The sequence below is a fragment of the Pseudomonas sp. YY-1 genome (genome assembly GCF_002843095.1).
GTDB classification, from domain to species: domain Bacteria; phylum Pseudomonadota; class Gammaproteobacteria; order Pseudomonadales; family Pseudomonadaceae; genus Aquipseudomonas; species Aquipseudomonas sediminis_A.
In genome coordinates, this window is record NZ_PJLX01000011.1 from 43,185 (window position 1) to 67,657 (window position 24,473).

The following is a 24,473-nucleotide window of genomic DNA, read 5'->3' on the forward strand; positions in this document are numbered from 1 at the left end:
CGGACGAACAGACTGGAGTGAACCATCCTTGCGAACGTGCAGGGTGCGCCGTGCGCACCAGTGAGCGACGCAGTGACAGCGGTGCGCGCGGCGCACCCTACGTAATTAAAAGCCTGTAGGAGCGACTCATGAGCCACCCCAATGCCGATCTGATCCAGCGTTTCTACAGCGCCTTCCAGAAGCTAGATGCCGAGACCATGGCAGGCTGCTACGCCGAAGATGTGCGTTTCTCCGACCCGGTCTTCGTCGACCTGCACGGTGCTGAGGCTGGCGATATGTGGCGCATGCTGTGTAGTCGCGCCGAGGTTTTCTCGCTGACCTTCGATTCGGTGCATGCCGACGATCATGCCGGCAGTGCGCGCTGGGTCGCCAGCTACCGTTTCAGTGCCACCGGTCGTCAGGTGGTCAACCACATCCAGGCGCGCTTCGTGTTTCGCGACGGGTTGATCGTCGAACATCGCGATCACTTCGATCTATGGCGCTGGGCACGTCAGGCGCTAGGTGGCAAAGGGCTTCTGCTGGGGTGGGCGCCACCGGTTCAGGCCGCCATTCGTCGACAGGCGGCACGTGGTCTGGCCCAGTTTCGCGGTACGCGCTGAGGCGGGCGAATGAACGCAGTGGTAGGCTATCCGGTCTTAGCCTTCAATAAAGAGTGCGCACACCGGGTGCCGCACCTCCACTGCCAATCGAGACCTGCCGTGACCGAACTGATCGTTGCCGTAAAACAGGCCAAAGCCTGGGGGGTCCACGCTGTTACCGCCAGCGGCGTGATCCTCGCCCTCCTGGCATTGTTGGCCGTACTCGACGGCCAACCCAAGCAATGCCTGTTGTGGCTCGGCCTGGCGCTGCTGGTCGATGGGCTGGATGGTTCGCTGGCACGGCGTTACGACGTCAAGGGTGTGCTGCCGCACTTCGACGGCTCCACACTCGACCTGGTGATCGACTACCTCACCTACGTATTTATCCCCGCGATCTTCCTCTATCGCTTCATTCCGCTGCCGGATTACACGCCGCTGTTCGCCGTGGGCCTGATTCTGCTGTCCTCGCTGTTCTGCTTCTGCAACCTGAACATGAAGAGCAAGGACAACTACTTCGTCGGCTTCCCGGCGGCGTGGAACGTGGTCGTGCTGTATTTCTACATCCTCGACGTGCACCCCTGGATCACCCTGGCCATGATCGTCCTGCTGGCCGGCCTGACCCTCACCAAGATGAAGTTCCTGCACCCGTTTCGCGTGCGTCAGTTCATGCCGCTGAACATCCTCGTGACCTTCGTCTGGATGCTCTCCAGCGCGTTGCTGATTCTGCAGTACCCGGTCAGCCAGTTCTGGCTGCTGGCGCTCTGGTGGTTGGCTTCAGCCTACTTCGTCGGCATGTGCCTGTGGCGCTCGGCGCGTGAGTGGTTTCCTGCTCGCGGATGAATGCAGCAGTCGAAAAAGCCTGGTTCGTCTATCTGGTGCGCGCCGCCAATGGCGCTCTGTATTGCGGCATCAGCGATGATCCGCAGCGGCGTTTCGCCCAGCACCAGAGTGGCAAGGGCGCTCGCTTCTTCCATACCAGCCCGGCGCTGGCGCTGGCCTATATCGAAGCCTGTGCCGGCAAGGGCGATGCATTGCGCCGTGAACGGGCGATCAAGCGCCTGAGCAAAAGCGCCAAAGAAGCGCTCATTCTGGCCGTTGATGGTGGCTCATCAGCCTGAGGCGGTTGCGTGCACGTGCCGCGCGGGTAAGCTGAGGGCTTTGATCCGACGCGGAGCGCGCCATGCATGAGTTGATCCTTCATCACTATCCGACCTCGCCGTTCGCCGAGAAGGCCCGCCTGATGTTGGGCTTCAAGCAACTGTCCTGGCGTTCGGTGATGATCCCGCCGCTGATGCCCAAGCCCGATCTCACTGCGCTGACTGGTGGCTACCGCAAGACCCCGGTGCTGCAGGTCGGCGCCGACATCTATTGCGATACCGCGCTGATCGTCCGTCGCCTGGACGCCGAGAAGGCCACCCCGGCGCTGCTGCCCGAAGCTCAGGCGTTCAATGTCAGCCTGCTGGCGCAGTGGGCCGACTCGGTGCTGTTCCAGCATGCCGTTGCGCTGGTGTTCCAACCCGAGTCGATGGCGCTGCGCTTCGCCAAGGTCCCGCCGGAGTTTGCCAAGGCCTTTGCTGCCGACCGTGGTGCGCTGTTTTCCGGCGGTACGGCGAGTCGTCTGCCGTTAGAGCAGGCCAAGCATCAATGGCCGGCGCTGATGGGTGTCTTGCAACGCCAACTGCAAGGCGAGCAGGGCGATTTCCTTTTCGGTGAAGCGTCGCTCGCCGATTTTTCCGTAGCTCACTGTTTGTGGTTCCTGCGCGGTACGCCGGTCACCGCGCCACTGGTCGACGATTACCCTGAGGTCGCTGCGTGGCTTGCCCGTGTGCTCGGCTTCGGCCATGGCTCGCTGAGCGAGATGAGCAGCGAACAGGCGATCGCAGTGGCGCGTGAAGCGACTCCGGCAGCGCTGCCGAACGAAGATTTCGTCGACCCCAATGGCTTCAAGGCGGGCCAGGCGGTGAGCATCGCGGCAGTGGACTATGGTGTCGACCCGGTGCAGGGCGAGTTGCTGCATGCGGGGCGTGACGAGCTGATTCTGCGTCGCGAGGACGAGCGTGCCGGCATCGTACACGTGCACTTCCCGCGCCTGGGCTTCCGTATCGAGGCGCGTTGAGGGCTGTAGCGCCGCCTGTCAGTAGGCGGCGCGGATGGCGCGTACGTCATAACCGTGAATGACCTGCCCGCGCAGGTCGATCACCGGCACACCGCGGCCGCCAAGCGCTTGGTATTGGGCGCGGCCGGCGGTATCGGTCTCGATATTCACTTCGCGGTAGGCGATGCCGTCCTCGGCGAACAGCTCGCGGGTCTTGGCGCAGTAGCCACACCATTGCGTGGCGTAGAGCACCACTTCGCCGCTGGCGTTACGCGCCTGGGGCGGGTCGATCCAGCGCTCGATCTTGTCCCAGTTCTGCCACAGGGCCAGGGCGGCGAGCAGCAGCACAATCGTCTTCATGGTTTCGCATCCTTGTGTGATGGCACGGTCATGTCAGGGTAAACCGCGCCGGGCCATCCAGCCACTCGTTACATCTCAATCCTGACGGCGCTTGAGCTGGTCCTTCAATTGGGTCGGCAACTGGCGAATGATCAGCATGTCGCGGCCCTCGTCGTACTCGACCTTCGAGCCCAGCAGGTGCGCCTCGAAACTGATCGACAGGCCCTCGGCACGGCCGGTGAAACGCTGGAATTGGCTCAGGGTACGTTTGTCCGCCGGAAACTCCGGAGCCATGCCGTAATCCTTGTTGCGGATGTGCTCGTAGAAGGCCTTGGGGCGCTCCTCGTCGATCAGTCCGGAGAGTTCTTCCAGGGTGATCGGTTCGCCCATCTTGGCCTGGCCGCTGGCGTAGCCGACCAGGGTTTTGGTCTTCTCGCGCGCCTGCTCCTCGGGCAAATCCTCGCTCTCGACGAAGTCGCTGAAGGCCTTGAGCAGGGTACGGGTCTCACCCGGGCCGTCGACGCCTTCCTGGCAGCCGATGAAGTCGCGGAAGTAGTCCGAGACCTTCTTGCCGTTCTTGCCCTTGATGAAGGAGATGTACTGCTTGGACTGCTTGTTGTTCTGCCACTCGCTGATGTTGATGCGCGCGGCCAGGTGCAACTGGCCGAGATCCAGGTGCTTGGCCGGGGTCACGTCCAGCGCGTCGGTCACCGCCACGCCTTCGCTGTGGTGCAGCAGGGCGATGGCCAGGTAGTCGGTCATACCTTGTTGGTAGTGAGCCAGCAGCACGTGACCGCCGGTGGAGAGGTTGGATTCCTCCATCAGCTTTTGCAGGTGTTCGACGGCCTGACGGCTGAAGGCGGTGAAATCCTGCTCGCCATCGAGATAGGCCTTGAGCCAGCCACTGAACGGGTAGGCGCCGGATTCTTCGTGGAACAGACCCCAGGCCTTGCCCTGCTTGGCGTTGTAGCTCTCGTTGAGGTCGGCCAGCAGGTTCTCCATGGCTTGCGACGTGGCCAGCTCGCTGTCGCGAGCGTGCAGCACGGCAGGGCTGCCGTCGGGCTTCTTGTCGATCAGGTGGACGATGCAGTGGCGGATCGGCATGGCGGTCTCGATGGGCAAATGAAACGAAGGGCGAAGTTTACCTGAAGCAGAAAATGGATTGCGGGGCTGGGTGTGGATCTATCCGTGAAAAGCGTTGAAGACCACACAGCAGATCGCGGCTAAAGCCCCTCCCGCGGGTGTCACGAACACCCGTGGGAGTGGCTTTAGCCGCGATGCTTCTCTACTGGCGGCGTTGCTGTTGCAGCGTAGGGTGGATGACGCTTTTTCCATCCACCGCTTCGGCATCAGATGCTGCGCATCGGTGACATGAAAAGCGATGTCCGCCCTACGCCTGTCGGCGCCGCTGCAGCTCGCGCAGTCGTTCGATCACGTAGCGCACATGCATGTGCAGTTCGTACAGCTCGTTGGAGTACGACAGCGGCACTTCCACAGCCGCGAGTTCGTCCTCCATCTCCTCCAGGCGTTCGATCTCGCTGTCCAGCTCGTTGGGCAAGGAGCCTGCGTGCAGCTTGCGGTCGATCTCGCGCAGGTACTTGTACCAGCGGTAGATACGCGCGCGAATGCGCCACTGGTAGATCGGGCCGACAGCCTTGAGCAGTGGGATCATCACCACGATCAAGGGGATCAGCAGGATGATGTAGCGGTCGGCCAGCGAGGCGATGCGAAACGGCAGGTAGCGCTGCAGGATCGGCAGGCCCTTGTCGTAGTAGTGCCCGGCATCCTTGTGCAGCTCGAAGGTGCGAGGCTCGGCACTGGGAAAGGTGCCGGCGGCGTCGAGTAGGGTGCCGCTGCGCATCACTTCACGGCTGGCCTCGAGAAACAGCGGCACCAGGCCAGGGTTGAAGTCGTCGTTGACCACCAGGGTAGCGACCGGAGACAGGGTAACGATATCTCGGTCTGGTGCGTTGCTGGCCAGATCCAGCAGGCCTTCACCGACCTTCACCTGATTGAAGAACGGCAGTCGCGCCTCGTAAGCGGCGGCGCGCCGAAAGTGTGCGAGGGCGATGTCCGGGTTGGCCGCCAGTTGCTGCACCAGTGAGTTCTCTGCCGGGCCGACGAAGAACGCTGCATCCAGTTCGCCGGCCATCAGCGCCCGAGCGGCTTTGCCACCGCCGATGCTCTGCCAGCTTTCGGGATGTTGTTCCGGCTCGATGGCATTGGCGCCGAGAATGGCATCGCTGGCGGCACGGGTGCCGCTGCCTTCACCGCCCAGACCGACGCGCAATGGCAGCAGGTCGGCAATGCGATCCAGCTTCACGTCTCGTCGATAGAACAGCCACAGGGGCTCCTGATAAATCGCCCCCAGACTTTCCAGCTGACGCTGCTCGTCGGGAGCCAGCTGGAGCTCCAGGCCGCTCTGGACCAAGGCGATCTCCACTTGCGGGTCCTTGGCCAGCAGGCGTTGCAGGTTGTCGCGCGAGCCTGAGGTCGGTACCAGGTTCAGTTCAAAACCTTCCTTGGCCAACTCTTCCTTCAGGCGTTCGGCAAACTGCTGGTAGGCGCCCCCTTGGGTGCCGGTGGCCATGCTGGCGCTCATCGGTGGTGGCGGCGCGACGAACTGGAACAGTGCCCAGACCAGGCCTGCCACCACCGGGACGATCCACAGGTTGGCCAGGATCATGATTTTCAGGTCATTGAGTACGCGGAGCATGGGGCTTCCTTTCAGCGTTTGTCGCTTCAAGGATAGAACCCTCGAGCAACGATGGTCACGCATCGGCGGCGATACCGCTCGGGTTACGCCGTTTTCGACCGTCACCTGCCGGGAAGGTGCAAGCTGCGTTGCCGTGCTTATTGTCTCCTGCGCTAGGCCAGCGCCTTACCCAGCGAGCGCAGGCGATCAAGCAGCAGCAACACCCCAAGCAATGCCACTGCATACAGCGCATCGCCGCCAAGCATCAGCAGCACCCCAGCGCAGAGCAGCGCACTGAGACCGGCAAGCAGACGCCAGACGCCACTGAGCAGCACCCAGCCAGCGGCCATGCTCAACAGGTAGATCAGCACGAAGTTGCCGTTGGCATAGCGGATCAGATCGTCCACCGACAGGTTCAAGGTGGCCGAGAGCATGGCGCACAGCGCGCAGCTGATCACTACCAGCAGCAAGGCTTTGCCGGGTACACCATGACGGTTGCGCACGGCCAGCCTGGCCGGCAGACGGCCTTCATCGGCCAGGCTCCAGATCAGCCGGGCGAAGCCCTGGATGTACACGTTCATCGAGGCGAAGCAGGCCAGGCAACCGAGCACCGCCACCAGCACGCGTGCGTGCTCACCCAGCAGCTGTTCGAACAGACGGGGCAGGGCGGTGATGTCGCTGTGCACGTCGCCGTAAGTGGCAAAGCTCAGCACCGCGACCGAGCAGGCCCAGTACACCAGGCCGGCCAGCACCACGCCGAGCAACAGTGCCAGCGGGAAGTCGCGCTCGGGGTGTTTGAACTCCTCGCCCAGGTGAGTGAAGGCCTCTATGCCGACGAAGCACCAGAACATCACCCCCAGCGCCGTCGGCAGCAAGTGCCACTGGCCGTCCATCGGCGGCAGCAACGGTTGGCTGGCGCGCGGCAGGTCGCCGACCCACCAGATCAGCGCCACGCTGGCGACGATGGCCACGGCGATCAGCCCCTGCAGCATGCCCGATGCTTTCGGTGGGCGCTGGCCAAGCAGGAGAATGGCGCCCAGCGTCGCCAGTTCGATGAGCAGCAGTCCGCTGCGATCGAGGTCGAACAACGCCAGCCAGAAGCCGCTGGCGATATGCAGAGCCGCCGGCAAACCGACCGGCAACACGGCGAGAAACAGCAGGGCGCTGACGCCCTCCATGCGCAGACCGAAGGCGCGGCCGATCAGGTGCGGCGCGCCGCCGGCATGAGGGAAGCGCTTGCCCAACTGGGCGAAGGTGAACGCCACCGGTAGTACCAGGGCAATCAAGATCATCCATGCCCACAGCGACGCTTCGCCGGCTGCCGTGGCTGCCAGTGCCGGCACCACGAATATGCCGGTGCCGAGCAGCGAGGTGCTGAGCAGGGCGATGCCCTGCAGCAGGCCCAATTCCTTGTTCAATCGACTCATGGGGTATGCTCATCATTTTCCAGATACCGCCATGGTAGGGCGCCGGCCAGTTGCAGGCTGTCGCCTTTTGCCGACGAAATGGCGGTTTTCACCGTCAATCCGATTGCCGCCCGAGAAGCTCCCGTGGACAAGTTCGATCGCCAGATCCTCACTCTGCTGCGCAGCGATGCGCGCACCTCCGTCAGCCAGATCGCCCGTGAGATCAATCTGTCACGTTCGGCGGTCAGCGAGCGGATTCGCTATCTGGAGGAGAGCGGGGTGATTCGTGGTTATCACGCCCAGGTCGCGGTGCCGGGCGAAGGTGGAGTCAGGGCTTATCTCGAGCTTTTCTACCAAAACGCCCGTTGTCAGGATTACGTCGAGCGTATGCGCGAATACCCGGAAATCCGCCATTGCAGTGGCATCAGCGGCGAGACCGACATGCTGGTACTGGTCGAGGCGCCGAGCATGGCGCGCCTGAGCGAAGTGCGCGCGGCCATCGAGGCCTTCCCGCAGATGCAGCGGGTCAAGACTCATGTCGTCGTACAGGACTGGCCGCTATGAGCTTGCGCATCCTGCACACCTCCGACTGGCACCTGGGCCAGCATTTCATGGGCAAGACTCGGCAGGCCGAGCACCAGGCCTTCTGCGCCTGGCTGCTGGAGCAAGTGCGCGTGCACGACGTGGACGTGCTGTTGATCGCCGGTGATGTGTTCGACACCGGCGCACCGCCCAGTTATGCCCGCGAGCAGTACTACCGGCTGGTGGTTGAGTTGCGCGACGCCGGCTGCGCCCTGGTGGTACTCGGCGGCAACCACGACTCGCCGGCCATGCTTGGTGAAAGCCGTAGCCTGCTGGGGCAACTGGGCACGCAGGTGGTGCCGAGCGTAGGCGTCGACTTGGCTGAACAGGTACTGGTACTCAATGATCGTACTGGCCAGCCGGGCGCCATTCTCTGCGCCATTCCCTTCATCCGCCCGCGCGACGTGCTGGCCAGCCAGGCGGGGCAGAGCGCGCAGGACAAACAACAATCGCTGCAGCAAGCCATCGCTGAGCATTACCGAGAACTGTACGAGCTGGCGGCGAGCAAGCGTGATGAGCTGGGCCTGACGCTACCGATCATCGCCACCGGTCACCTCACCACGGTTGGCGCCAGTGCCAGCGAATCGGTACGGGAAATCTACGTCGGCAGCCTGGAAGCCTTCCCCACCAGCGCCTTCCCGCGGGCTGACTATATCGCCCTTGGCCATATCCACCGCCCGCAGAAGGTCGGCGGCCTGGAGCACATCCGCTATAGCGGCTCGCCCATTGCCCTGTCCTTCGACGAGGCGCGCCAGCAGAAGGAAGTCCTGCTGCTGACGTTCGAAGGCGCCACCCTGCAGTCGATCACGCCACTGCCCGTGCCGGTATTCCAGCCCATGGCCAGCCTGCGCGGCTCGCTCAAGGAGTTGGCAGGCTCCATCACCGAGGCAGCTGCACAGGGCACACCCGAGCGGCCCGTATGGCTGGAAGTGCAAGTGAGCACCGACGACTACCTGAGCGACCTGCAAAGCCGCATCAATGCCCTGTGCGAAGGGTGTCCCGTGGAGGTGCTGCGTATCCGTCGTGAACGCGGCAACGCCATGGCTAGCCTGGCCAGCGAAGCACGGGAAACGTTGGACGAGCTGAGCGTGGAGGACGTCTTCGCCCGCCGCCTGCAGCAAGAGACATTGGAAGAAGAGGATGCCCTGCGTTTGCAGGCGTTGTATCGGCAGGTGCTGGAGGCGCTGCCCAAGGCTTAGCGGCACAGACCCTGTAGCCCGGATGCAATCCGGGGATGGCGGTCGCGACAACCCAGCCAAGAGCTTGCCGCGCTCACCCCAGCGGGCTGACTACACCGGCAAACCCCTGGCCCAGCACATGCGTATAAATCTGCGTCGTACGTATATCCGCATGCCCCAGTAGCGTCTGCACTGTGCGAATGTCACTCCCCCGACGCAGTAGCTCGGTGGCGAAACTGTGGCGAAAGGTATGGCAACTGGCAGACTTGTGCAGATTGGATTGCCGCACGGCATGCCTGACAGCTTTCTGAATTGCACTGACATGAAGGTGATGACGAACGATCTGCCCGTCCTCATCCGTGCAAAGTCCGGTCGACGGGAACAGCCACTGCCACTCGAATGAACGTCCGGCCTTGGGGTATTTGCGACGTAGCGCAAATGGCAGGCTGACGGGCGCGTGATAAAAACTGTCCCGCTGCTTCCAGGCGCGAAACATACGTTCTCTGCGCTCCAGCAGCTGTGTGCTCAGGGGCGCCGGTAGAAGTGTCGTTCGGTCTTTGGCGCCTTTACCGTCATGAATGGTGATGATCTGCTTATCGAAATCCACATCCTTGATACGCAAACGTGCAGCTTCCACCACCCGCAAGCCGGCGCCATACATCAGCGAAGCCAGTAGCTGATGCGGTTGGCCGAGCCTGGCAATGAGCGCCGTGGCTTCCTCATGCGTAAGTACGCAGGGAATACGCGCTGAGCGTTTTGCGCGCACCACCTCACCCACTTGCCCGAGCGGTTGTTGCAAGACCTTGTCGTATAGGAAAACCAGCGAATTGAGTGCCAGATTCTGGGTGGCGGCAGCCACCTGACGCTCAACTGCCAACCAAGTGAGAAAAGCATTGACCTCGGTAGCACCAAGCTCCAGTGGATGGCGCAGTTTATGGAAACGGATGAAATAGCGAATCCAGTACCAGTAGGATTTTTCTGTCCGGATGCTGTAATGATGCAAGCGCATCACCGCCCTGAACTGCTCCTGCAGGCGAGGTTTGCTGGAGGTTTCCATGGCCGACTCCTTGGCTGTTTTTTTGTACAGTAGTAATGGTAGAGCAAAAAGAGGAAGTCAAGCGAATACATCCAGACATCAGGGGGTGGCTGGTAATGCCATGATTTGAAAAGAATTTTTCCAGGGCGGCGATGACGATAGCGCGGAGTTAGATGGAAGGCTCTACTATCGGATTAGTACCGCCCTCCATCTAATCACTGTTAGGAACACCGAATGCGTATCGGCGTAAAACTCAAATTCTGGCTATTCAGGAATTACTGGTGGCTTCTTGGCACAATACTGGTCGGAGCAGTAGCGTTTCTCTTATGTACTGAAACCTCAATAACATCCATCGCTACAGTTGCGGGCTCCGTACTGTCAGTTATTTACTTCATCCAAAAACAGCGCCTAGAAGAACTTAAGCTATTTCGTGAGCTCTTCAAAGAATTCAATGCCCGCTATGACGGCATGAATGAAAATCTGGCCAACATCATAAGCAAAAGCAATACACCACTAACCTCGGAAGAAGAATCCTCGCTAATTGATTACTTCAATCTTTGCGGAGAAGAGCACCTTTATTATGAGCTTGGCTATATTGACCCCGTCGTATGGAAATCGTGGTGTAACGGAATGAAGTCATTCATTGAATCACCAAGGGTAAAACCTCTGTGGGAAGCAGAAAAAGCAACAAGCTCTTACTACGGCATATCCCTATAACTTATGCGTGCGGTTTCCTAACTACTGGTTCAAGCCGTTCGCTTCGCTCACTCGGGACCGGCTAAAGCCGGCCCCTTAACCAAACGTTAGAGGAAGCTATGCCCGACGCTTCTGCAATAATCAAAACTGCGCTAGCCGAAGCACTGATGGAAGCCGAGGAAAAAGGTGATCTAGTCATTGCAACCAGCATAATTAATGACGTCACCGAGCCAATGGCGGAAGCAGTGAAATCTGTATACGCAGGAATTTTCACTACTCAAGAGCTTGCAGCCCTGAGCAATTTAGTTTTCCAAGCAACATCAGATGATCGATTTTACGACTGGGAAATGCCGACATTAGTTGGTTACACGCGCGAAGAAATGCAAAGTTTAGGAGAGAAACTCCGAGAACTGGCCATCCTCTAACAATGCGCTCAACTATCGCTCACTCCATTCGCTGGACGTCCAAAAGCTGCGCTTTTGGCCGCCCGTTAGCTTAATCGTTAGAGCACTATATGCAATTCAGCCAACTACCACTACATGATGCAACTCTAGCCTCAGTCCATATAAGCTGGAATGCCGCACGTTGCGACTTTCAAATCTATCGTACTGGCGAAGGAATACATTGCTTGGTATTTGAGGGATTCACAAATCTTGAGCTCCCCAAAGCAGAGCCATGGGGTCCGTCGGAATCAATTAATAACGTTCAGGAGCCATCGCCTGGTCATTTTGAAATTGAGCTTCAGTCAGGGGATACCATTCGCATTACTGCTGCTCATTGGCGCTTTTCCAGTGAGTAGGTCATGCCGCACTCTAACAATTGGTTAAAGTCGCTCGCTGCGCTCACTGAGATGGGTTTGCCATCCGTAACAGAGCATCATACGTATTTAGTATATTTACTGAGCTATAAGTAGGTCTTGAAATGAAAAAAGAAAGTAAAACGATCAAGAGTGCTGCGGGCCTTTAATTCGCTTTGCGCGGCCCTGTTTATAGACTCTGCAATTTACATAATGGCTATCGGTTTCAGCACCGTTGCCATGGCTATCTCCGTTGCTGGAGCTGCTGTACTTCCTGTTCAGAGCAGCGAGGGAGTTCTGGAAGTGATAACCGGCACCGTTGAAGCCATGATCGACGGTGTCCTCGCAGTTATCGAAGCTATAACGAGTGTGATCGCTAGCTTGTTCAGTTAGAAATGGAGCGCAGCTAGTTCAAACCAGCTCGCTGGCTCCGGCTAAAGCCCGGCCCTTAACCAACACACTATCGAGCCTCTAAATGATCCCTCTGCCATCATCCTGGGCCAGTGCCTGGTCAGACCTTGGCCTACAGCCTCCGTCAGGTCTGTTCGAGCAGCTCGTTCGTGCCTATGAGGAGCCGCAGCGGCACTATCATTCGCTGCAGCATCTGCGCGAATGCCTGATGCATTTCGAGCAGGCGCGGCATCTGGCGCAGCAGCCGGGGGAGGTGGCCATCGCGCTCTGGTTCCATGACGCCATCTACGACGTGCGCGGCAAGGATAACGAGCGCCTTAGCGCAGATTGGGCCATCCGGGTGCTTGCGAGCTGTCACGCCAGCCAGGCGACGTTGGCGCGGGTCGAGCAACTGATCATGGTCACCCGGCATGATGCGACGCCGAGCGAGCCGGATGAGCAGTTGTTGGTGGATATCGACCTGGCCATTCTCGGCGCCACGCCGGAGCGTTTCGCCGAATACGATGCTCAGGTGCGCGCCGAGTACGCCTGGGTGCCGGCCTTTGTCTATCGCATGAAGCGGCGCAGCGTTCTTCAGTCATTTCTGGCGCGCCCAACCATCTACAGCACGGATCATTTCAGGGCGCGCCACGAGGCGCAGGCGCGGAACAATCTGGCCGGCGTCGTTTGAAGGCGACTCAATAGCGGAGCCCACATCGCATGCTGCGCAACAAGCGTTCTATGCTGTGAGTGGTGGCGTTTCGACAGGGGAGCGAAAGTGCCGTTGTTCAATGCTTTGCTGCGTGCGCTTGACCCTTTGCATGGAGTGCCAGAGGCGACTCGGCAGGCGTTCGCCTGCTGGTACCTGCAAGCGAAGATTCCGCAGATCCGCTACGTGGCGTTCCTTACCACCGGGTTGTATCTGATCTATGCCGCCATCGAGCAGAACGTCGAGACCAATCAGTCTGTCGCGCGGCTGATCTGTCATGCGTTGTTGGTGCCAGCGGCGTTGCTGAGCATCGGCTTGCTGAGTTTCCAACCCAAGCGACAGCCGTTGATGCTGGGGTTACTGACAGCCGCTCCAATTTTCTCGGTACTGGCCAACCTCTACTTCAACTTCGGTTCGCCGCGCTTTGCTTTCTACGCGCCGGAGATTTACCTCAACCTGATGTGGACCTTCGCCATCTCCGGTCTCACGCTGAAGCGCGCGATGCTCACGTCGCTGGTTTCGCTGGCGGCTATTCTGCTGGTCACGCTGGAGCACTCGCTGACGCCCGGTATACAGCGCCTACACCTGATCTGGATTCTTGCATCGTTCTCCTTCGGTCTGCTCAGTGCCTTTCTGCTGGAGAAGGCGCATAAACGTATGTTCTTGCACCAGGACAGCCTGGCCTTGAGCGCCAGCATCGACAGCCTGACCGGCCTGTGGAATCGCGCGCGCACCTTGCATTTTCTGATCGAGGAGGTGGCGCGGGCCAATCGCTACTGCACGCCGTTCTCGGTGGTGCTGATCGACATCGACCACTTCAAGAGCGTCAACGACACCCATGGCCATGCCGTGGGCGACAGTGTGCTGCGGCAGTTTGCCGGGTTGTTGCGCGACGGCGTGCGAGTCATGGACAAGGTCGGCCGGCTCGGCGGCGAGGAGTTTCTGATCATCCTGCCGGAGATCGATGCGGCGCACGCCGAGCGCGCCATGCAGGCTCTGCAGAAGCGCATCAACGCTCTCGCCTTCGACCGTGTGCAGCGCAAGAGCGCCAGTTTCGGCATTGCCGAATATCGCCCAGGTGAGAGCCTGGACAGCCTGATGGAGCGTGCGGACCAGGCGATGTACCTCGCCAAGGCCAATGGCCGCGACCGTATCGAGATACTGTGAACTCGGGCCTGAACCGCGCATGAGCGGTCGGGGTCGAAATCGCTACACCCATTCCAGTGGAGAGCGTCATGCAAAGAGCGGCATATTTTCTTCTCGCGGCTGCGGCCATTCCCCTGTTGTTGGCCGGCTGCGCGACATCTTCCAGCGAGCAGGATGCCAAGGTGACCGAGCAATGGTTGGGGCGTTGGAACGGGCCAGAGGGCACTTACCTGGATATCAGCGGCACGCCGGCTGACTACCGCCTGACCATCGCCAACCTTGACGGCCCGCGACGGTTTGTCGGCCGTGCGCAGGGCGCGAAGATCGTCTTCGTGCGCGATGGCGCGGTGGAGAGCATCAGCGCTACCGACGGCGAAGCCACCGGCATGAAATGGCTGCTGGACAAGCAGAACTGCCTGACCGTGCGTAGCGGCGAGGGTTATTGCCGCGACTGAATCGTTACCGGGATATGCCAGAATGACGGCCTTCAACGGCTTACGACCTGTGCATGAAAATCCTCAGCCTGCGCCTCAAGAACCTCAATTCCCTCAAGGGTGAATGGAAGATCGACTTCGCCGCCGAGCCTTTCGCCGGTAGCGGTCTGTTCGCTATCACCGGGCCGACCGGGGCGGGCAAGACCACCTTGCTCGACGCCATCTGCCTGGCGCTGTACCACCGCACGCCGCGCATGAGCACGCTGTCGGCCAGCGGTAATGAGCTGATGACTCGGCACACCGCCGATTGTCTGGCCGAAGTTGAGTTCGAGGTTAAAGGGCAGGGCTACCGCGCCTTCTGGAGCCAGCGCCGCGCGCGGGACAAGGTCGACGGTGCGCTGCAGGCGCCCAAGGTGGAGCTGGCGCGTATCGCCGATGGCGAAATTCTCACCGACAAGATTCGCGAGAAGGAAAGCCTGACCGCCGAGCTGACCGGCCTGGATTTCGAGCGATTCACCAAGTCGATGCTGCTCGCTCAGGGCGGCTTCGCGGCGTTTCTCGAGGCCAATGCCAACCAGCGCGCCGAGCTGCTGGAGGAACTGACCGGCACCGAGGTCTATGGGCAGATATCCCAGCAGGTTTACGAACGCACCAAGGCCGCCGAACAGGCACTGGGCCTGCTGAAGAGCCGCGCCCAGGGCATGGAGCTGCTGGACGAGGCGCAGCGTGCCGAATTGCAGGCCGAAGCCGAGCGCCTGGCGCAGGAACAGGCCCCGTTGCAGGCTGAGCAACAAGCGCTGCTGGCTGGGCAGCGCTGGCGTGAGGCGCTGCAGCGAGCCGAGCAACAAGCCGGCGAGGCAGCGCGAGGGCTGGAGCAGGCCCTGCAACGTCAGGCTGCTGCGGCCGATGACTTGCAACGTCTGGCCGCCAGTGAGCCGGCAGCGCGTCTACAACCGCTGCACCAGGCCTGGCAGCAGGCGCAGCACGACAGTCAGCAGGCCGAGCGCGGTCTGTTCGTACTGCGTGAGCAGATGCAAATGTGTGCCGAGCGTGAACGGCAGGCGCTGTGGCAGGCCAGCCATCATGCGGGGCATTGGCGTGAGCAGCGGCACATCGCGTTGACGCAGGCGCAGCACCAGCACGCCGAGGTGCAGGCCTGGCTGAGCGAGCGCAGTTCGCATGCGCGCCTGGGCGAGTTGCTCAGTGGCTGGGACGAGCGCTTCACGCAACGGGCCAAGGCTGAGCAGGCGCTGCAGACAGCGCAAACGCGCCAGAGCGAATCCGCGGTACAACTGACGACGTTGCAGCGTCAGCGTGACGAGCAGGGTGTGCGTCTGACCACGCTACAATTGCAGGTGCAGCAGGCGCGTGAGGCCGAGGGGCAGCAGCAGGGCGGCTTGCAGGGTCTGCTGGGTGATGCCGGTGAGGCAGGCTTGCGCCAGGGCTGGCAGCGCCTGCAAGCGCGCAGTCGGGTGTTCGACCGCCTGCAACAACTGGCGCAGAGCCGCGAGGCCTTGGCCGTACAACTTGCCGAGCTGCCCCCGCGCCTGTCTGAGCTGCAGCGCCGACAGGCGCACAAGAGCACCGAGATCAACGCCCTGCGTGAGCGTTACAAGGCACTCAAACAGCAGGTCGCCGACAAGGAAAAGTTGCTGGAGCAGGAAAAACGCATTCAGGATCTGGAGGCCTATCGCGCCCGCCTGCAACCGGGCGACGCTTGCCCGCTGTGCGGCTCGCACGAGCATCCGGCGATCAGTCAGTACCAGGCGCTGAACGTCTCGGCCACTGAGCAGGCGCTGGTGCAGTGCCGCAGTGAGTTGGCCGAGCTGGAGAGCCAGGGCGCCAACCTGCGTGATGAGCTGACCCGTCTCGCCGCGCAGATCGAGCAGGTGCAGCAACAACAGGCACAGGCCGAGGCGCAATTGCTGCCGCTGGATCAGCAGTGGCAGCAGCAACTGAGCGAACATGACATCCGCCTGCAGGACGTGGCCGAGCTGACAGGTGTACAACAGCAGCACGAGCAGGAATTGGCTGCGCTCCAGGCGCGCCTGGAAGCACTGCAGGCACAGCAAACCGAGCTGCAGCGTTTGCGCGAGTTGCGCGAAAGCGCTGAGCGCGAGCAGGCCGATTCCGAGCGGCAGCAGGCAATTCTCAGTCGTGATCTGGACAACACCCAGGCGCGCCTTGCCGAGCAACAGGCGCATCTGAGCGCACTGCAGACCGAGTTAATGCAACAGGCCCAGGAACTGCTGGCCAGCCTGCAGGGCTTCGCCAGCGAACTGCCGGCCGACGGCGCAGGCTGGTTGACGCAGCAGAAAGCCGCCTGGCACGCCTGGCAACAGACGCAGGCGCGCGAGCAGCAGTTGCTCGAACTCACGCGCGAGGCGCAACGACAACTGGACGAAGCTCAGACGCAGGCCGAGCACTGGCAGCAGCGTTGGCAGGACGCAGGTGCGCCGGGCCTGGCGACCCCGGAACCGCCAGCCGATCCGCAGCAGGCCCTGCGTGAATCCGCCGAGCGGTTGGCCGCGACCCTGCGTGAACGCGATGGCCTCGCTGGCAGTGAGCAAGCTCAAGAGGCCTTGCTGGCGCGTGAGCAGCAACGTCTGCAAAGCTGTCAGCAGGCTTGGCAACAGGCGCTGCTGAGCAGTCTTTTCGCCGATCAGGCGGCGTTCGAAGCGGCGCTGTTGAGTGAGGATGAACGCCTGCGCTTGGTGCAACTCAAGGCGGATCTCGAGCGTGCGCACACCCAGGCCGCGACCCTGCTGGCGGCGGCTCAGGCCGAGGTGCAGCGCCTCAAGGCCGAAGCGCAAACCGCCTTGAGCCTGGAGCAGTTGGCCGAGCAGCTCCAGGCATTGCAGGAACGCCTGCGCGCCCTGAGCGAGCGTCAAGGCGAGCTGCGCGCGCAGTTGCAGGCCGACGAGGCGCGGCGCAGTAGCCAGCAGGCCCTGTTCGCCGAAATCAGTGCGCAGGAGAGCGAGCAGCGCCTGTGGCAACAGCTCAACGGCCTGATCGGCTCGGCCGACGGTGCCAAGTTCCGCAAGTTCGCCCAGGGCCTGACCCTCGATCACCTGATCCACCTGGCCAACCGCCAATTGACGCGCCTGCACGGCCGCTACCAACTGGCGCGCAAGGGTAGCGGTGAACTCGAGCTGGAAGTGCGCGACACCTGGCAGGCCGACGTGGCGCGCGATTGCCGCACGCTGTCCGGCGGCGAGAGTTTTCTGGTCAGCCTGGCGCTGGCGTTGGCGTTGTCCGATCTGGTCAGCCACAAGACCAGCATCGACTCGCTGTTCCTCGATGAAGGCTTCGGCACCCTGGACGGCGAGACGCTGGAGATGGCGCTCGATGCGTTGGACAACCTCAATGCCAGCGGCAAGACCATCGGCGTGATCAGTCACGTCGAGGCGATGAAGGAGCGTATTCCCGTGCAGTTGCGGGTGCACAAGGGCGTCGGTCTCGGTTACAGCCGGCTCGATGCGCGTTTTGCGGTGAAGGAAGGAGCGTAGTGATGCTGATGCGAGCGAAGGATTCCACCCTATTGGTGATCGATCTGCAGGAGCGGCTGCTGCCAGCCATCGACGGTGGCGCGGCAGTGGTCGAGCAGGCCACCTGGCTGGTGCAAGTGGCGCGGCGCCTGCGCGTCCCGGTGATCGCCACCGAGCAGTATCCGAAGGGGCTGGGTTATACCGAGCCGGGCCTGCATGAGCTGCTGCCGGGCGATGGGCTGCGGGAAAAGATTCATTTCTCGGCAACCGCCGGGGCTGGGCTGTTCGACTTGCCCGGTGGCGAGCGCAGGCAGTTCGTCGTCTGCGGCACGGAAACCCATGTCTGCGTGCTGCAGACGGTAATGGGCTTGCTGGCGGCCGGGCGTGAAGTGTTCGTGGTCGACGAGGCGGTGGGATCGCGCCGGCCACGCGACAAAGCTCTGGGGCTGGCGCGCATGGAGCGTGCCGGCGCGGTGATCGTCTCGCGTGAGATGGTTGCCTTCGAGTGGCTGGAGCAGGCCGGCACCGAGCTGTTTCGCGAGGTCAGCAAGGGCTTTATTCGCTGATCATTGACTGCCCATTTCTGGGTCCCCGCCTGCGCGGGGATGACGACTGTCTAGAGTTCTCGTCATTCCCGCGCAGGCGGGAATCCAGGCGCCACGTTTTTTCGGTTATGGCGCGGCATCTTCCGGCACGGGTTGATAGTGGCCAGCCTGCAGGTCGTCGAAATACTTCTGGTAACGGCCGTCGTCGCGAAACTGTTGCAGGCGAGCGTTGAAGCGTTCGCGTAGCGCTTCGCTCTGCGCCAGGCGCTTGGGCAGCATCAGGTAACTGAGGTTGACCAGCAGCGGTTTGGGGTGGTGGGTGATGCGCTCGGCATCGGCGCTGGAGAACTCGTTACGCAGCGCGGCGTAGCCGACGTTGAGCTCCTGCGGGTAGAGCACAACGCGCTCCTTGAGCAGCTTCTCGAAGTTCTGCCGGTCGCTGGACACTCGTTCGATGCGCACCTTGCCTTCGGCGAGAAAGGCATCGAACGCCGGCCCATAGCTGTATTCCAGGCCGCCGCCGAGGGTCATGCCGCTGAGGTCGTCGAAGCGCTGCCAGTCGAACGGCTGGGTTTTCAGGTGGAAGAACACGAACTGTTCGTTGAGCAGTGGGGCGCTGAAGAGAAAGTCGGCCTCACGCTCGGTCTTGTGCATCCATACCGCGGTGGCGTCGAACCGGCCTGCGGCGGCTTCGGCGTAGGCGCGGGGCCAGGGCAGGAAGGTGAATTCGACACGGTAGCCTTCCTCGGCCAGCAGGTCGCGCAGCAGGTGGGCCACTGGCCCCTGGTGTTCGAGTCTGGCTGACAGATAGGGCGGCCATTCGCCGGCGCTGATCCGTAGCAAAGGTGCCTCTGCAGCCCCAAGCGGGCTGCAGCAGAACAGGCTAAACAGCACAATCAACAGGCCGTGACGCATCTGTAGTCCTCGACGGCTCGGGCAACAGGATGATGGCACTTTAAGGGTTTTGTCCTGTTGATCCCAGTCATGCCGCTGGCTGCCAGGCAGTGCAATGATCGAAGTCTGGCGTCTGACCTGGTGAGCGCAAACGTGCACCAAATTGCTGCAGACGACTCAGGGCGAATATGCCTATGCTTGGAGCAGGACAATAAGTCGGTGACAAACCGCGGATCGAACGCCTGCTCTCAGGCGTTCCGGTGATGGAGTCTGGTTTTTGCACAAAGCGCTGCATTACTGCCTGCTCTGGCTGTTGGTCGGCACCTGCTACGGTGCCCAGCCAACCTTGACGTTCTGTCATGAAGATCAGAACTCCTACCCCTGGGTCATGACCGACGGCACTGGCCTCAATCTGGAATTGCTCGGCTTGGTACAGCAAGCGCTGGCGCTGCAGGTGGTGTACGTGGCGGTACCCTGGAAGCGCTGTCTGTCAGGCATGCAGCAGGGCCTCTATGACGGTGCTTTCGCTGCCAGCGTCAAATCCGAGCGGCTGCAGATGGGCCATTACCCCACCGATACCGATGGCCGCGCGGATGCCGCCAGGCGTTTGCACACCTCGCGTTATACCCTGTACCGCCGCGTCGGCAGTGCAGTGTCCTGGGATGGCCAAGGTTTCAGCCAGGTGAATGGCCGCGTCGGCTCGCTCAGTGGCTTCTCCATTCGCGATCTGCTGCTGGCGCACGGGCTGGAGGTGGATGAATCGAGTCGCGATCCACTGGCGCTGTTACAGATGCTGGTGCACGGTCGGGTCGAAGCAGTCGCCTTGCAGACCATGCGCGGCGATTTCGTCTTGCAGGCCAATCCGCAGTTGGCTCAGCGGGTGGAGAAACTGCCGCAACTGCTCGAGGAAAAGCCCTATTACCTGATGTTGTCCAACGCGCTGCTGGCACGTGACCCCGAGTTGGCCGAACGAATCTGGGCCGAGGTGCAGCGTCAGCGTGAGTCGCCGGCCTATCTGGGGCGGGTGGCGACTTACATGTCGCGGCCCTGAAACGCGCAAAAAAGCATGCCGTGGCTATTCCCGCGGGGCACTGGCCTGGCTAGAGTCCGCTGCTTCCAACCTGCATCCGTTTGGGTGAATCGCGCATGACCTTCGCAGCCTGGCTGACCCTTGGCCTTTTCGTTCTCACCTACCTGGGCATGGCCGCTGGCGGCGTTCGCGGCCTGCGTATCGACCGCAGCTGGATCGCCTGCTGCGCGGCAGTGCTGTTGCTGGTCAGCGGTGCGTTGAGCATGGAGGATGCGGCCCATCATCTCGACCCTGGCGCGTTGTTGCTGCTGTTGGCGTTGATGCTTATCTCGGCGCAGTTCGATTTTTCCGGGGTGTATGCCTGGCTCAACCGCTACCTGACCGAGCATGCCGAGCGCCCGGCTGTGCTGCTGATGGGCGTGGTGCTGCTGGGTGGCGTGCTATCGGCGGTGCTGGTCAACGACATCGTCGCTTTTGCCCTGACTCCGCTGTTGTGTCGCAGCCTGCATCTGCGCGGGCTGGAGCCGCGGCCGTTTTTGTTGGCGCTGGCGTTATCGTGCAACGCCGGCTCGGCGGCGAGCCTGATCGGCAACCCGCAGAACATCCTCATTGGCCAGGCCGGTGGTCTGGATTTCTGGGGTTATGTGGCCGTGGCCGGGCCACCGGCAGTGATCGCGATGGCCATCGTTTATGCGGTGATCTGGTTGCAGTGGCGTCATCGCTGGGGCGAGGCCAGGCCGCTGACCGCGGACGATACGCCGGTCGAGCATATCTACGGCGCACACAGCTATCTCAAACCGCTGCTGGCCAGTCTCGCGCTGCTGGCGCTGTTCGCCACGGCGCTACCGCGCGAGCTATCGGCGCTGTTGATCGCGGTGCTGGTGATGGTGTCGCGGCGGGTGGACAGTCGCGACTACGTGAACAAGGTGGACTGGAACCTGCTGTTGCTGTTCGTGGGCTTGTTCCTGGTCAGCGGCGCCGCGCTGCAGTTGCCGCAAATGACGCAGGGAGCCACCTGGCTGGCTGAGCATGGTCTGTTACCGCAGGGCGTGGTGTCACTGGCCACCGCATCGCTGGTGGCGGGCAATCTGATTGGCAACGTGCCCTTCGTGGTGTTGCTGCTGGGTCTGATGCCGGAGTTGTCGCATTCGGTGCTGATCGGTCTGGCGATCATGTCGACCCTGGCCGGCAACCTGCTGCTGATCGGCAGTGTGGTCAACCTGATCGTCGCCGAAGGGGCGAAGCGTCAGGGCGTCAGGCTTGGTTTCGTCGATTATGCGCGCAGCGGCGTGCCGGTGACGCTGCTGAGCATGACGGTTGCCGGTCTCTGGCTGGTGTTGGGTGGCTGGTTGCCCTGGTAGGGAGATCGGTGCGCACGGCGCACCCTACAGCTATGGTGCGCTGTGCGCACCGGCAGGTCTCAGCGCCAGCGACTCTTGCTCCAAGCGCTACGTTCTTCGGCATTCTTGAACGTCCAGGCCACCAGGCGGCTCTGCTTCTGCCCCTGCGACATTCCGAGGATGCGCACCTCAGTCGTGCCGGCCTTGGCCAGCCAGCCCTGTAGCAATTCCACATGGCTGCCTTTGGAGACCAGGCTGCTGAACCACAGCACCTGCTCCGCCACTTGCGCGCTTTCGCTGGCCATGCGCTTGAGAAACGCGGCTTCGCCACCGGGGCACCATAGCTCGGCCGCCTGGCCGCCGAAGTTGAGCACCGGTAGCTTGCGCTTCGGGTCGAGCTTGCCCAGGTTGCGCCACTTGCGCGTGCTGCCACGGGTGGCTTCATCGGCGCTGGCGTGGAAGGGTGGGTTGCACAGGGTCAGGTCGACTGCCTCGTTCGATTGCAGCAGACCGAGAAATACGTGCTCGGCATTGGCCTGCTGGCGCAATTCGATGCCACCCGCCAACTGCGGATTGGCCCCGATGATGGCGCGCGCAGAGGCCAGCGCCGCGTCTGCGATATCTGCCCCGAGAAACTGCCAGCCGTACTCGCAATGACCGATCAGTGGGTAGATGCAGTTGGCGCCGACGCCGATATCCAGGGCTTGCACCTTTGCGCCGCGGGGAATCTGCCCGTCGTTGTCAGTCGCCAGCAGGTCGGCCAGATTGTGCAGGTAGTCGGCACGGCCGGGAATCGGCGGGCACAGGTAGCCATCGGGAATATCCCAATGGCGGATGCCGTAGTACTGCGTCAGCAGCGCGCGGTTGAACACCTTGACCGCTGCCGGGTTAGCGAAGTCGATGCTTGCATTGCCATAAGGGTTGGTGATGACGAAGTCGCCCAGTTCGGGGCTTGCCTTGATCAGCGCGGGGAAGTCGTAGCGCCCCTGGTGGCGGTTGCGCGGGTGCAGTTCACCCTTGGCCGGCGCGGTTTTCACAGCGGCGGGAGCGGGCTTGCGGGGGCGTTTCGGCGGCTGGGGCATGAACGGGCTTCGGCGATTCGGGGGGCGGGATTTTCCCATAGTTGGGCAGGGCTTTGTAGGAGCGAGCTCTGCTCGCGAATTCGTTGGCCTTCAGCGAACCTGGCTAGCGGCAAAAAGCTTCGCGAGCAGAGCTCGCTCCTACGCTTGGTGATCCCCCGCGTTACAGCGGAAAGAGCAGCGGCACCAGCGCCACGCTGACGATCATCACCAGCAGGGTGAAGGGCACACCGATGCGCACGAAGTCGCCGAAGCGGTATTGGCCGGGGCCGAGCACCAGAGTGTTCACCGGCGAGGAGATCGGCGTCATGAACGCGGCCGATGCAGCCAGAGCCACGGTCATGGCGAAGGGCAGCGGCGAAACACCCAGTGCCTGGGCGGTGGCGATGGCCACCGGCGCCATCAGCACCGCTGTGGCTGTGTTGGAGATGAACAGGCCGATCACCGCGGTGAGGGCGAACAGGCAGGCGAGGATCAGTCGTGGCCCGGCATCGCCCAGACCGCCGACCAGCCCCTCCACGGCCAACTCGACGCCGCCGGTTTGCTGCAACGCCTGAGCGAACGGCAGCATGCCGACGATGAGGATCAGCGTTGGCCAGTGGATGGCGCGGTAGGCGCTGTCCAGGTCGATGCAGCGAAACGCGCCCATTAGCAGGCAGGCGATCAGCGCGGCCTGCACGTTGGGCACCAGACCGCTGACCATCAGCAGCACCATCACCGCCAGGCTGAGCAATGCGTAGGGCGCCTTGCGCGCAGCCGGCGCCACCTCGGCCACTTCCGCCGGCAGGCTGAGCACCAGGAAATCGCGGCTCAGCCCCTGCAGGCGGTGGATGTCGCGCCAGGCGCCGGCCACCAGCAGAGTGTCGGAGGCCTTGAGTTTCTCGTCCACCAGCACGCCCTCCAGCGCCTGGCCCTGGCGGCGCAGGCCGACCACGTTGAGCTTGTGCCGCGAACGAAAGCCCAGTTCCTGAATGGTCTTGCCCGGCAGTTGCGACTCCGGCGGCAACGCCACCTCGGCCAGGCCCAGTTCATGGGCGTGCAGGCTGAAATACGAATGCGGCAGCGGCATGGGTTCTAGACCCAATGCCTGATAGCTGCCGAGCAGGCCGATGGTGGGGCTGGCGATATCCACCAGCAGCACGTCGCCCGGCTCCAGCAGGGTATTGCCGCTGGCCATCAGCAACAGGGTGCGTAGGCGCTGGCGGCGCTCGATGGCGATGACGTTGATGCCATGATCACGGCGCAACTGCAGCTCGTTGAGCACCTGATTGGCCAGGGGCGAGTCGGTGCGTACCTGCAGGCGCCGCTCGCGCTCGCTCAGGCGATAGCGTTCGGCGAGGTCGGCCAAGGTCAGGCGTGGTGGCTCGGCATTGCCACCTGCTTCGCTGCGTACCAGCCAGCGTCGGGCGATCAGCATGTAGCCGATGCCGAGCACCAGCACTGCCAGGCCGATGGGCGTGAGATCGAAAAAGCCAAAACCATCCAGCCCGGCGCGGCGCAGTTCGGCATGCACCACCAGGTTCGGCGGTGTAGCGACCAGCGTCAGCATGCCGCTGATCAGCCCGGCAAACGCCAGTGGCATCATCAGTCGCGCCGGGGCGATGCGCAGGCGTGCAGCCACCCCGAGCACCACGGGGATGAAGATCGCCACCACGCCGGTGGAGCTCATCACCGAACCCAGGCCGGCCACGGCCAGCATCAGCAGAATCAGCAGACGCGTTTCGCTGCTGCCGGCCTTGGTCACCAGCCAGTCACCCAGGCGGTAGGCGATACCCGTGCGCACCAGGCCGTCGCCGATGACGAACAGCGCGGCGATGAGGATGACGTTGGCATCGCTGAAACCGGCCAGGGTCTGTTGCAGGTCGAGTACGCCAGTCAGCGGCAGGGCGACCAGCACCAGCAGGGCGACCACGTCCATGCGTGGCTTGCCGATGACGAAAAGCGTGACAGCGCCGGCCAGCAGGCCGAGCACCCAGAACAGATCCGGATTCATCGTAATTCCCAGGAGATATGGGAC

The 24,473-nt window shown here is 62.2% G+C and carries 23 protein-coding genes; 15 read left to right on the forward strand and 8 right to left on the reverse strand.

All coding sequences use genetic code 11. The features are described from left to right. The first annotated feature begins 128 nt into the window (after positions 1–128). The 4 genes from CXP40_RS15960 to CXP40_RS15975 all read left to right on the forward strand — a co-directional run bounded on the left by CXP40_RS15960 (position 129) and on the right by CXP40_RS15975 (position 2,694). Complete coding sequence (locus tag CXP40_RS15960; RefSeq protein WP_106734566.1) at positions 129–599, forward strand: nuclear transport factor 2 family protein; 471 nt, start codon at positions 129–131, stop codon at positions 597–599. Positions 600–698: 99 nt separating this feature from the next. Then, positions 699–1,418 (forward strand): phosphatidylcholine synthase, encoded by a 720-nt coding sequence (gene pcsA / locus CXP40_RS15965; RefSeq protein ID WP_099526607.1) that lies wholly within the window; start codon positions 699–701, stop codon positions 1,416–1,418. Further along, complete coding sequence (locus CXP40_RS15970; RefSeq protein ID WP_099526606.1) at positions 1,415–1,696, forward strand: GIY-YIG nuclease family protein; 282 nt, start codon at positions 1,415–1,417, stop codon at positions 1,694–1,696. Before pcsA ends, CXP40_RS15970 begins: the two co-directional genes overlap by 4 nt. A gap of 62 nt (positions 1,697–1,758) precedes the next feature. Then, entirely contained in the window at positions 1,759–2,694 is a 936-nt protein-coding gene (locus CXP40_RS15975) for a glutathione S-transferase family protein (protein WP_106734567.1), read from the forward strand. Positions 2,695–2,712: 18 nt separating this feature from the next. Here the strand turns inward: CXP40_RS15975 and CXP40_RS15980 are convergent, their stop codons facing one another. From CXP40_RS15980 to yjeH, 4 genes are all read right to left on the reverse strand, one after another. Next, complete coding sequence (locus CXP40_RS15980; protein WP_106734568.1) at positions 2,713–3,033, reverse strand: glutaredoxin family protein; 321 nt, start codon at positions 3,031–3,033, stop codon at positions 2,713–2,715. Positions 3,034–3,108: 75 nt separating this feature from the next. Then, positions 3,109–4,116, reverse strand: coding sequence for a nucleoid-associated protein YejK (gene yejK, locus CXP40_RS15985; protein ID WP_106734569.1), 1,008 nt, complete (start codon positions 4,114–4,116; stop codon positions 3,109–3,111). 286 nt (positions 4,117–4,402) lie between these two features. Beyond that, the gene (locus CXP40_RS15990) at positions 4,403–5,728 is read right to left on the reverse strand and encodes a TAXI family TRAP transporter solute-binding subunit (protein ID WP_106734570.1); all 1,326 of its coding nucleotides are present in this window, start codon (positions 5,726–5,728) and stop codon (positions 4,403–4,405) included. Positions 5,729–5,880: 152 nt separating this feature from the next. After that, positions 5,881–7,134, reverse strand: a complete 1,254-nt coding sequence (yjeH, locus tag CXP40_RS15995; protein ID WP_106734571.1) for an L-methionine/branched-chain amino acid transporter — start codon at positions 7,132–7,134, stop codon at positions 5,881–5,883. 123 nt (positions 7,135–7,257) lie between these two features. Between yjeH and CXP40_RS16000 the strand changes: the two genes are divergently transcribed. Together CXP40_RS16000 and sbcD are read left to right on the forward strand one after the other, a co-directional pair. Then, positions 7,258–7,677 carry an Lrp/AsnC family transcriptional regulator gene (locus tag CXP40_RS16000; RefSeq protein WP_106734684.1) on the forward strand — a complete coding sequence of 140 codons (420 nt, stop codon included), beginning with the start codon at positions 7,258–7,260 and terminating at the stop codon, positions 7,675–7,677. After that, positions 7,674–8,894, forward strand: coding sequence for an exonuclease subunit SbcD (sbcD, locus tag CXP40_RS16005; protein WP_106734572.1), 1,221 nt, complete (start codon positions 7,674–7,676; stop codon positions 8,892–8,894). Before CXP40_RS16000 ends, sbcD begins: the two co-directional genes overlap by 4 nt. Positions 8,895–8,967: 73 nt before the next feature. Here sbcD and CXP40_RS16010 read toward each other — a convergent pair whose 3' ends face one another. Next, complete coding sequence (locus tag CXP40_RS16010) at positions 8,968–9,930, reverse strand: integron integrase (RefSeq protein WP_106734573.1); 963 nt, start codon at positions 9,928–9,930, stop codon at positions 8,968–8,970. Between the two features lie 213 nt (positions 9,931–10,143). Between CXP40_RS16010 and CXP40_RS16015 the strand changes: the two genes are divergently transcribed. The 7 genes from CXP40_RS16015 to CXP40_RS16050 all read left to right on the forward strand — a co-directional run bounded on the left by CXP40_RS16015 (position 10,144) and on the right by CXP40_RS16050 (position 18,134). After that, positions 10,144–10,626 (forward strand): hypothetical protein, encoded by a 483-nt coding sequence (locus CXP40_RS16015; RefSeq protein WP_106734574.1) that lies wholly within the window; start codon positions 10,144–10,146, stop codon positions 10,624–10,626. 98 nt (positions 10,627–10,724) lie between these two features. Beyond that, positions 10,725–11,030, forward strand: a complete 306-nt coding sequence (locus CXP40_RS16020; RefSeq protein WP_106734575.1) for a hypothetical protein — start codon at positions 10,725–10,727, stop codon at positions 11,028–11,030. 846 nt (positions 11,031–11,876) lie between these two features. Next, the gene (locus CXP40_RS16030) at positions 11,877–12,482 is read left to right on the forward strand and encodes an N-methyl-D-aspartate receptor NMDAR2C subunit (RefSeq protein WP_106734577.1); all 606 of its coding nucleotides are present in this window, start codon (positions 11,877–11,879) and stop codon (positions 12,480–12,482) included. A gap of 87 nt (positions 12,483–12,569) precedes the next feature. Next, positions 12,570–13,667 carry a diguanylate cyclase gene (locus CXP40_RS16035; protein WP_106734578.1) on the forward strand — a complete coding sequence of 366 codons (1,098 nt, stop codon included), beginning with the start codon at positions 12,570–12,572 and terminating at the stop codon, positions 13,665–13,667. A 68-nt stretch (positions 13,668–13,735) separates the two neighbouring features. Continuing rightward, a complete protein-coding gene (locus tag CXP40_RS16040; RefSeq protein WP_106734579.1) occupies positions 13,736–14,101 on the forward strand; it encodes a hypothetical protein in 366 nt (121 codons plus the stop codon). A 53-nt stretch (positions 14,102–14,154) separates the two neighbouring features. Continuing rightward, entirely contained in the window at positions 14,155–17,589 is a 3,435-nt protein-coding gene (locus tag CXP40_RS16045; RefSeq protein WP_106734580.1) for an AAA family ATPase, read from the forward strand. A 2-nt stretch (positions 17,590–17,591) separates the two neighbouring features. Next, entirely contained in the window at positions 17,592–18,134 is a 543-nt protein-coding gene (locus CXP40_RS16050) for a hydrolase (protein ID WP_099526589.1), read from the forward strand. 105 nt (positions 18,135–18,239) lie between these two features. Here CXP40_RS16050 and CXP40_RS16055 read toward each other — a convergent pair whose 3' ends face one another. Beyond that, positions 18,240–19,028: an ABC transporter substrate-binding protein gene (locus tag CXP40_RS16055; protein WP_106734581.1), complete on the reverse strand. Its 789-nt coding sequence runs from the start codon at positions 19,026–19,028 to the stop codon at positions 18,240–18,242. Between the two features lie 256 nt (positions 19,029–19,284). Here CXP40_RS16055 and CXP40_RS16060 point away from each other — a divergent pair, with 256 nt between their 5' ends. Together CXP40_RS16060 and CXP40_RS16065 are read left to right on the forward strand one after the other, a co-directional pair. After that, positions 19,285–20,058 (forward strand): ABC transporter substrate-binding protein, encoded by a 774-nt coding sequence (locus tag CXP40_RS16060; protein ID WP_106734582.1) that lies wholly within the window; start codon positions 19,285–19,287, stop codon positions 20,056–20,058. A gap of 95 nt (positions 20,059–20,153) precedes the next feature. Next, complete coding sequence (locus CXP40_RS16065) at positions 20,154–21,398, forward strand: SLC13 family permease (RefSeq protein WP_106734583.1); 1,245 nt, start codon at positions 20,154–20,156, stop codon at positions 21,396–21,398. A gap of 59 nt (positions 21,399–21,457) precedes the next feature. On the opposite strand, the gene rlmF is transcribed toward CXP40_RS16065, so the two are convergent. Together rlmF and CXP40_RS16075 are read right to left on the reverse strand one after the other, a co-directional pair. Next, positions 21,458–22,459, reverse strand: a complete 1,002-nt coding sequence (gene rlmF / locus CXP40_RS16070) for a 23S rRNA (adenine(1618)-N(6))-methyltransferase RlmF (protein WP_106734584.1) — start codon at positions 22,457–22,459, stop codon at positions 21,458–21,460. Between the two features lie 160 nt (positions 22,460–22,619). Continuing rightward, positions 22,620–24,449 (reverse strand): SLC13 family permease, encoded by a 1,830-nt coding sequence (locus CXP40_RS16075; protein ID WP_106734585.1) that lies wholly within the window; start codon positions 24,447–24,449, stop codon positions 22,620–22,622. Between the last annotated feature and the right edge of the window lie 24 nt (positions 24,450–24,473).

Coding starts and splice junctions, on each gene's coding strand:
- rlmF (WP_106734584.1), bottom strand. CDS start 22,459: ATGCCCCAGCCGCCGAAACGCCCCCGCAAGCCCGCTCCCGCCGCTGTG.
- CXP40_RS15980 (WP_106734568.1), bottom strand. CDS start 3,033: ATGAAGACGATTGTGCTGCTGCTCGCCGCCCTGGCCCTGTGGCAGAAC.
- CXP40_RS16065 (WP_106734583.1), top strand. CDS start 20,154: ATGACCTTCGCAGCCTGGCTGACCCTTGGCCTTTTCGTTCTCACCTAC.
- CXP40_RS16015 (WP_106734574.1), top strand. CDS start 10,144: ATGCGTATCGGCGTAAAACTCAAATTCTGGCTATTCAGGAATTACTGG.
- CXP40_RS15975 (WP_106734567.1), top strand. CDS start 1,759: ATGCATGAGTTGATCCTTCATCACTATCCGACCTCGCCGTTCGCCGAG.
- CXP40_RS16045 (WP_106734580.1), top strand. CDS start 14,155: ATGAAAATCCTCAGCCTGCGCCTCAAGAACCTCAATTCCCTCAAGGGT.
- CXP40_RS16050 (WP_099526589.1), top strand. CDS start 17,592: ATGCTGATGCGAGCGAAGGATTCCACCCTATTGGTGATCGATCTGCAG.
- CXP40_RS16055 (WP_106734581.1), bottom strand. CDS start 19,028: ATGCGTCACGGCCTGTTGATTGTGCTGTTTAGCCTGTTCTGCTGCAGC.
- CXP40_RS15990 (WP_106734570.1), bottom strand. CDS start 5,728: ATGCTCCGCGTACTCAATGACCTGAAAATCATGATCCTGGCCAACCTG.
- CXP40_RS16030 (WP_106734577.1), top strand. CDS start 11,877: ATGATCCCTCTGCCATCATCCTGGGCCAGTGCCTGGTCAGACCTTGGC.
- CXP40_RS16075 (WP_106734585.1), bottom strand. CDS start 24,449: ATGAATCCGGATCTGTTCTGGGTGCTCGGCCTGCTGGCCGGCGCTGTC.
- yejK (WP_106734569.1), bottom strand. CDS start 4,116: ATGCCGATCCGCCACTGCATCGTCCACCTGATCGACAAGAAGCCCGAC.
- CXP40_RS16020 (WP_106734575.1), top strand. CDS start 10,725: ATGCCCGACGCTTCTGCAATAATCAAAACTGCGCTAGCCGAAGCACTG.
- CXP40_RS15960 (WP_106734566.1), top strand. CDS start 129: ATGAGCCACCCCAATGCCGATCTGATCCAGCGTTTCTACAGCGCCTTC.
- CXP40_RS16040 (WP_106734579.1), top strand. CDS start 13,736: ATGCAAAGAGCGGCATATTTTCTTCTCGCGGCTGCGGCCATTCCCCTG.
- CXP40_RS16010 (WP_106734573.1), bottom strand. CDS start 9,930: ATGGAAACCTCCAGCAAACCTCGCCTGCAGGAGCAGTTCAGGGCGGTG.
- yjeH (WP_106734571.1), bottom strand. CDS start 7,134: ATGAGTCGATTGAACAAGGAATTGGGCCTGCTGCAGGGCATCGCCCTG.
- sbcD (WP_106734572.1), top strand. CDS start 7,674: ATGAGCTTGCGCATCCTGCACACCTCCGACTGGCACCTGGGCCAGCAT.
- CXP40_RS15970 (WP_099526606.1), top strand. CDS start 1,415: ATGAATGCAGCAGTCGAAAAAGCCTGGTTCGTCTATCTGGTGCGCGCC.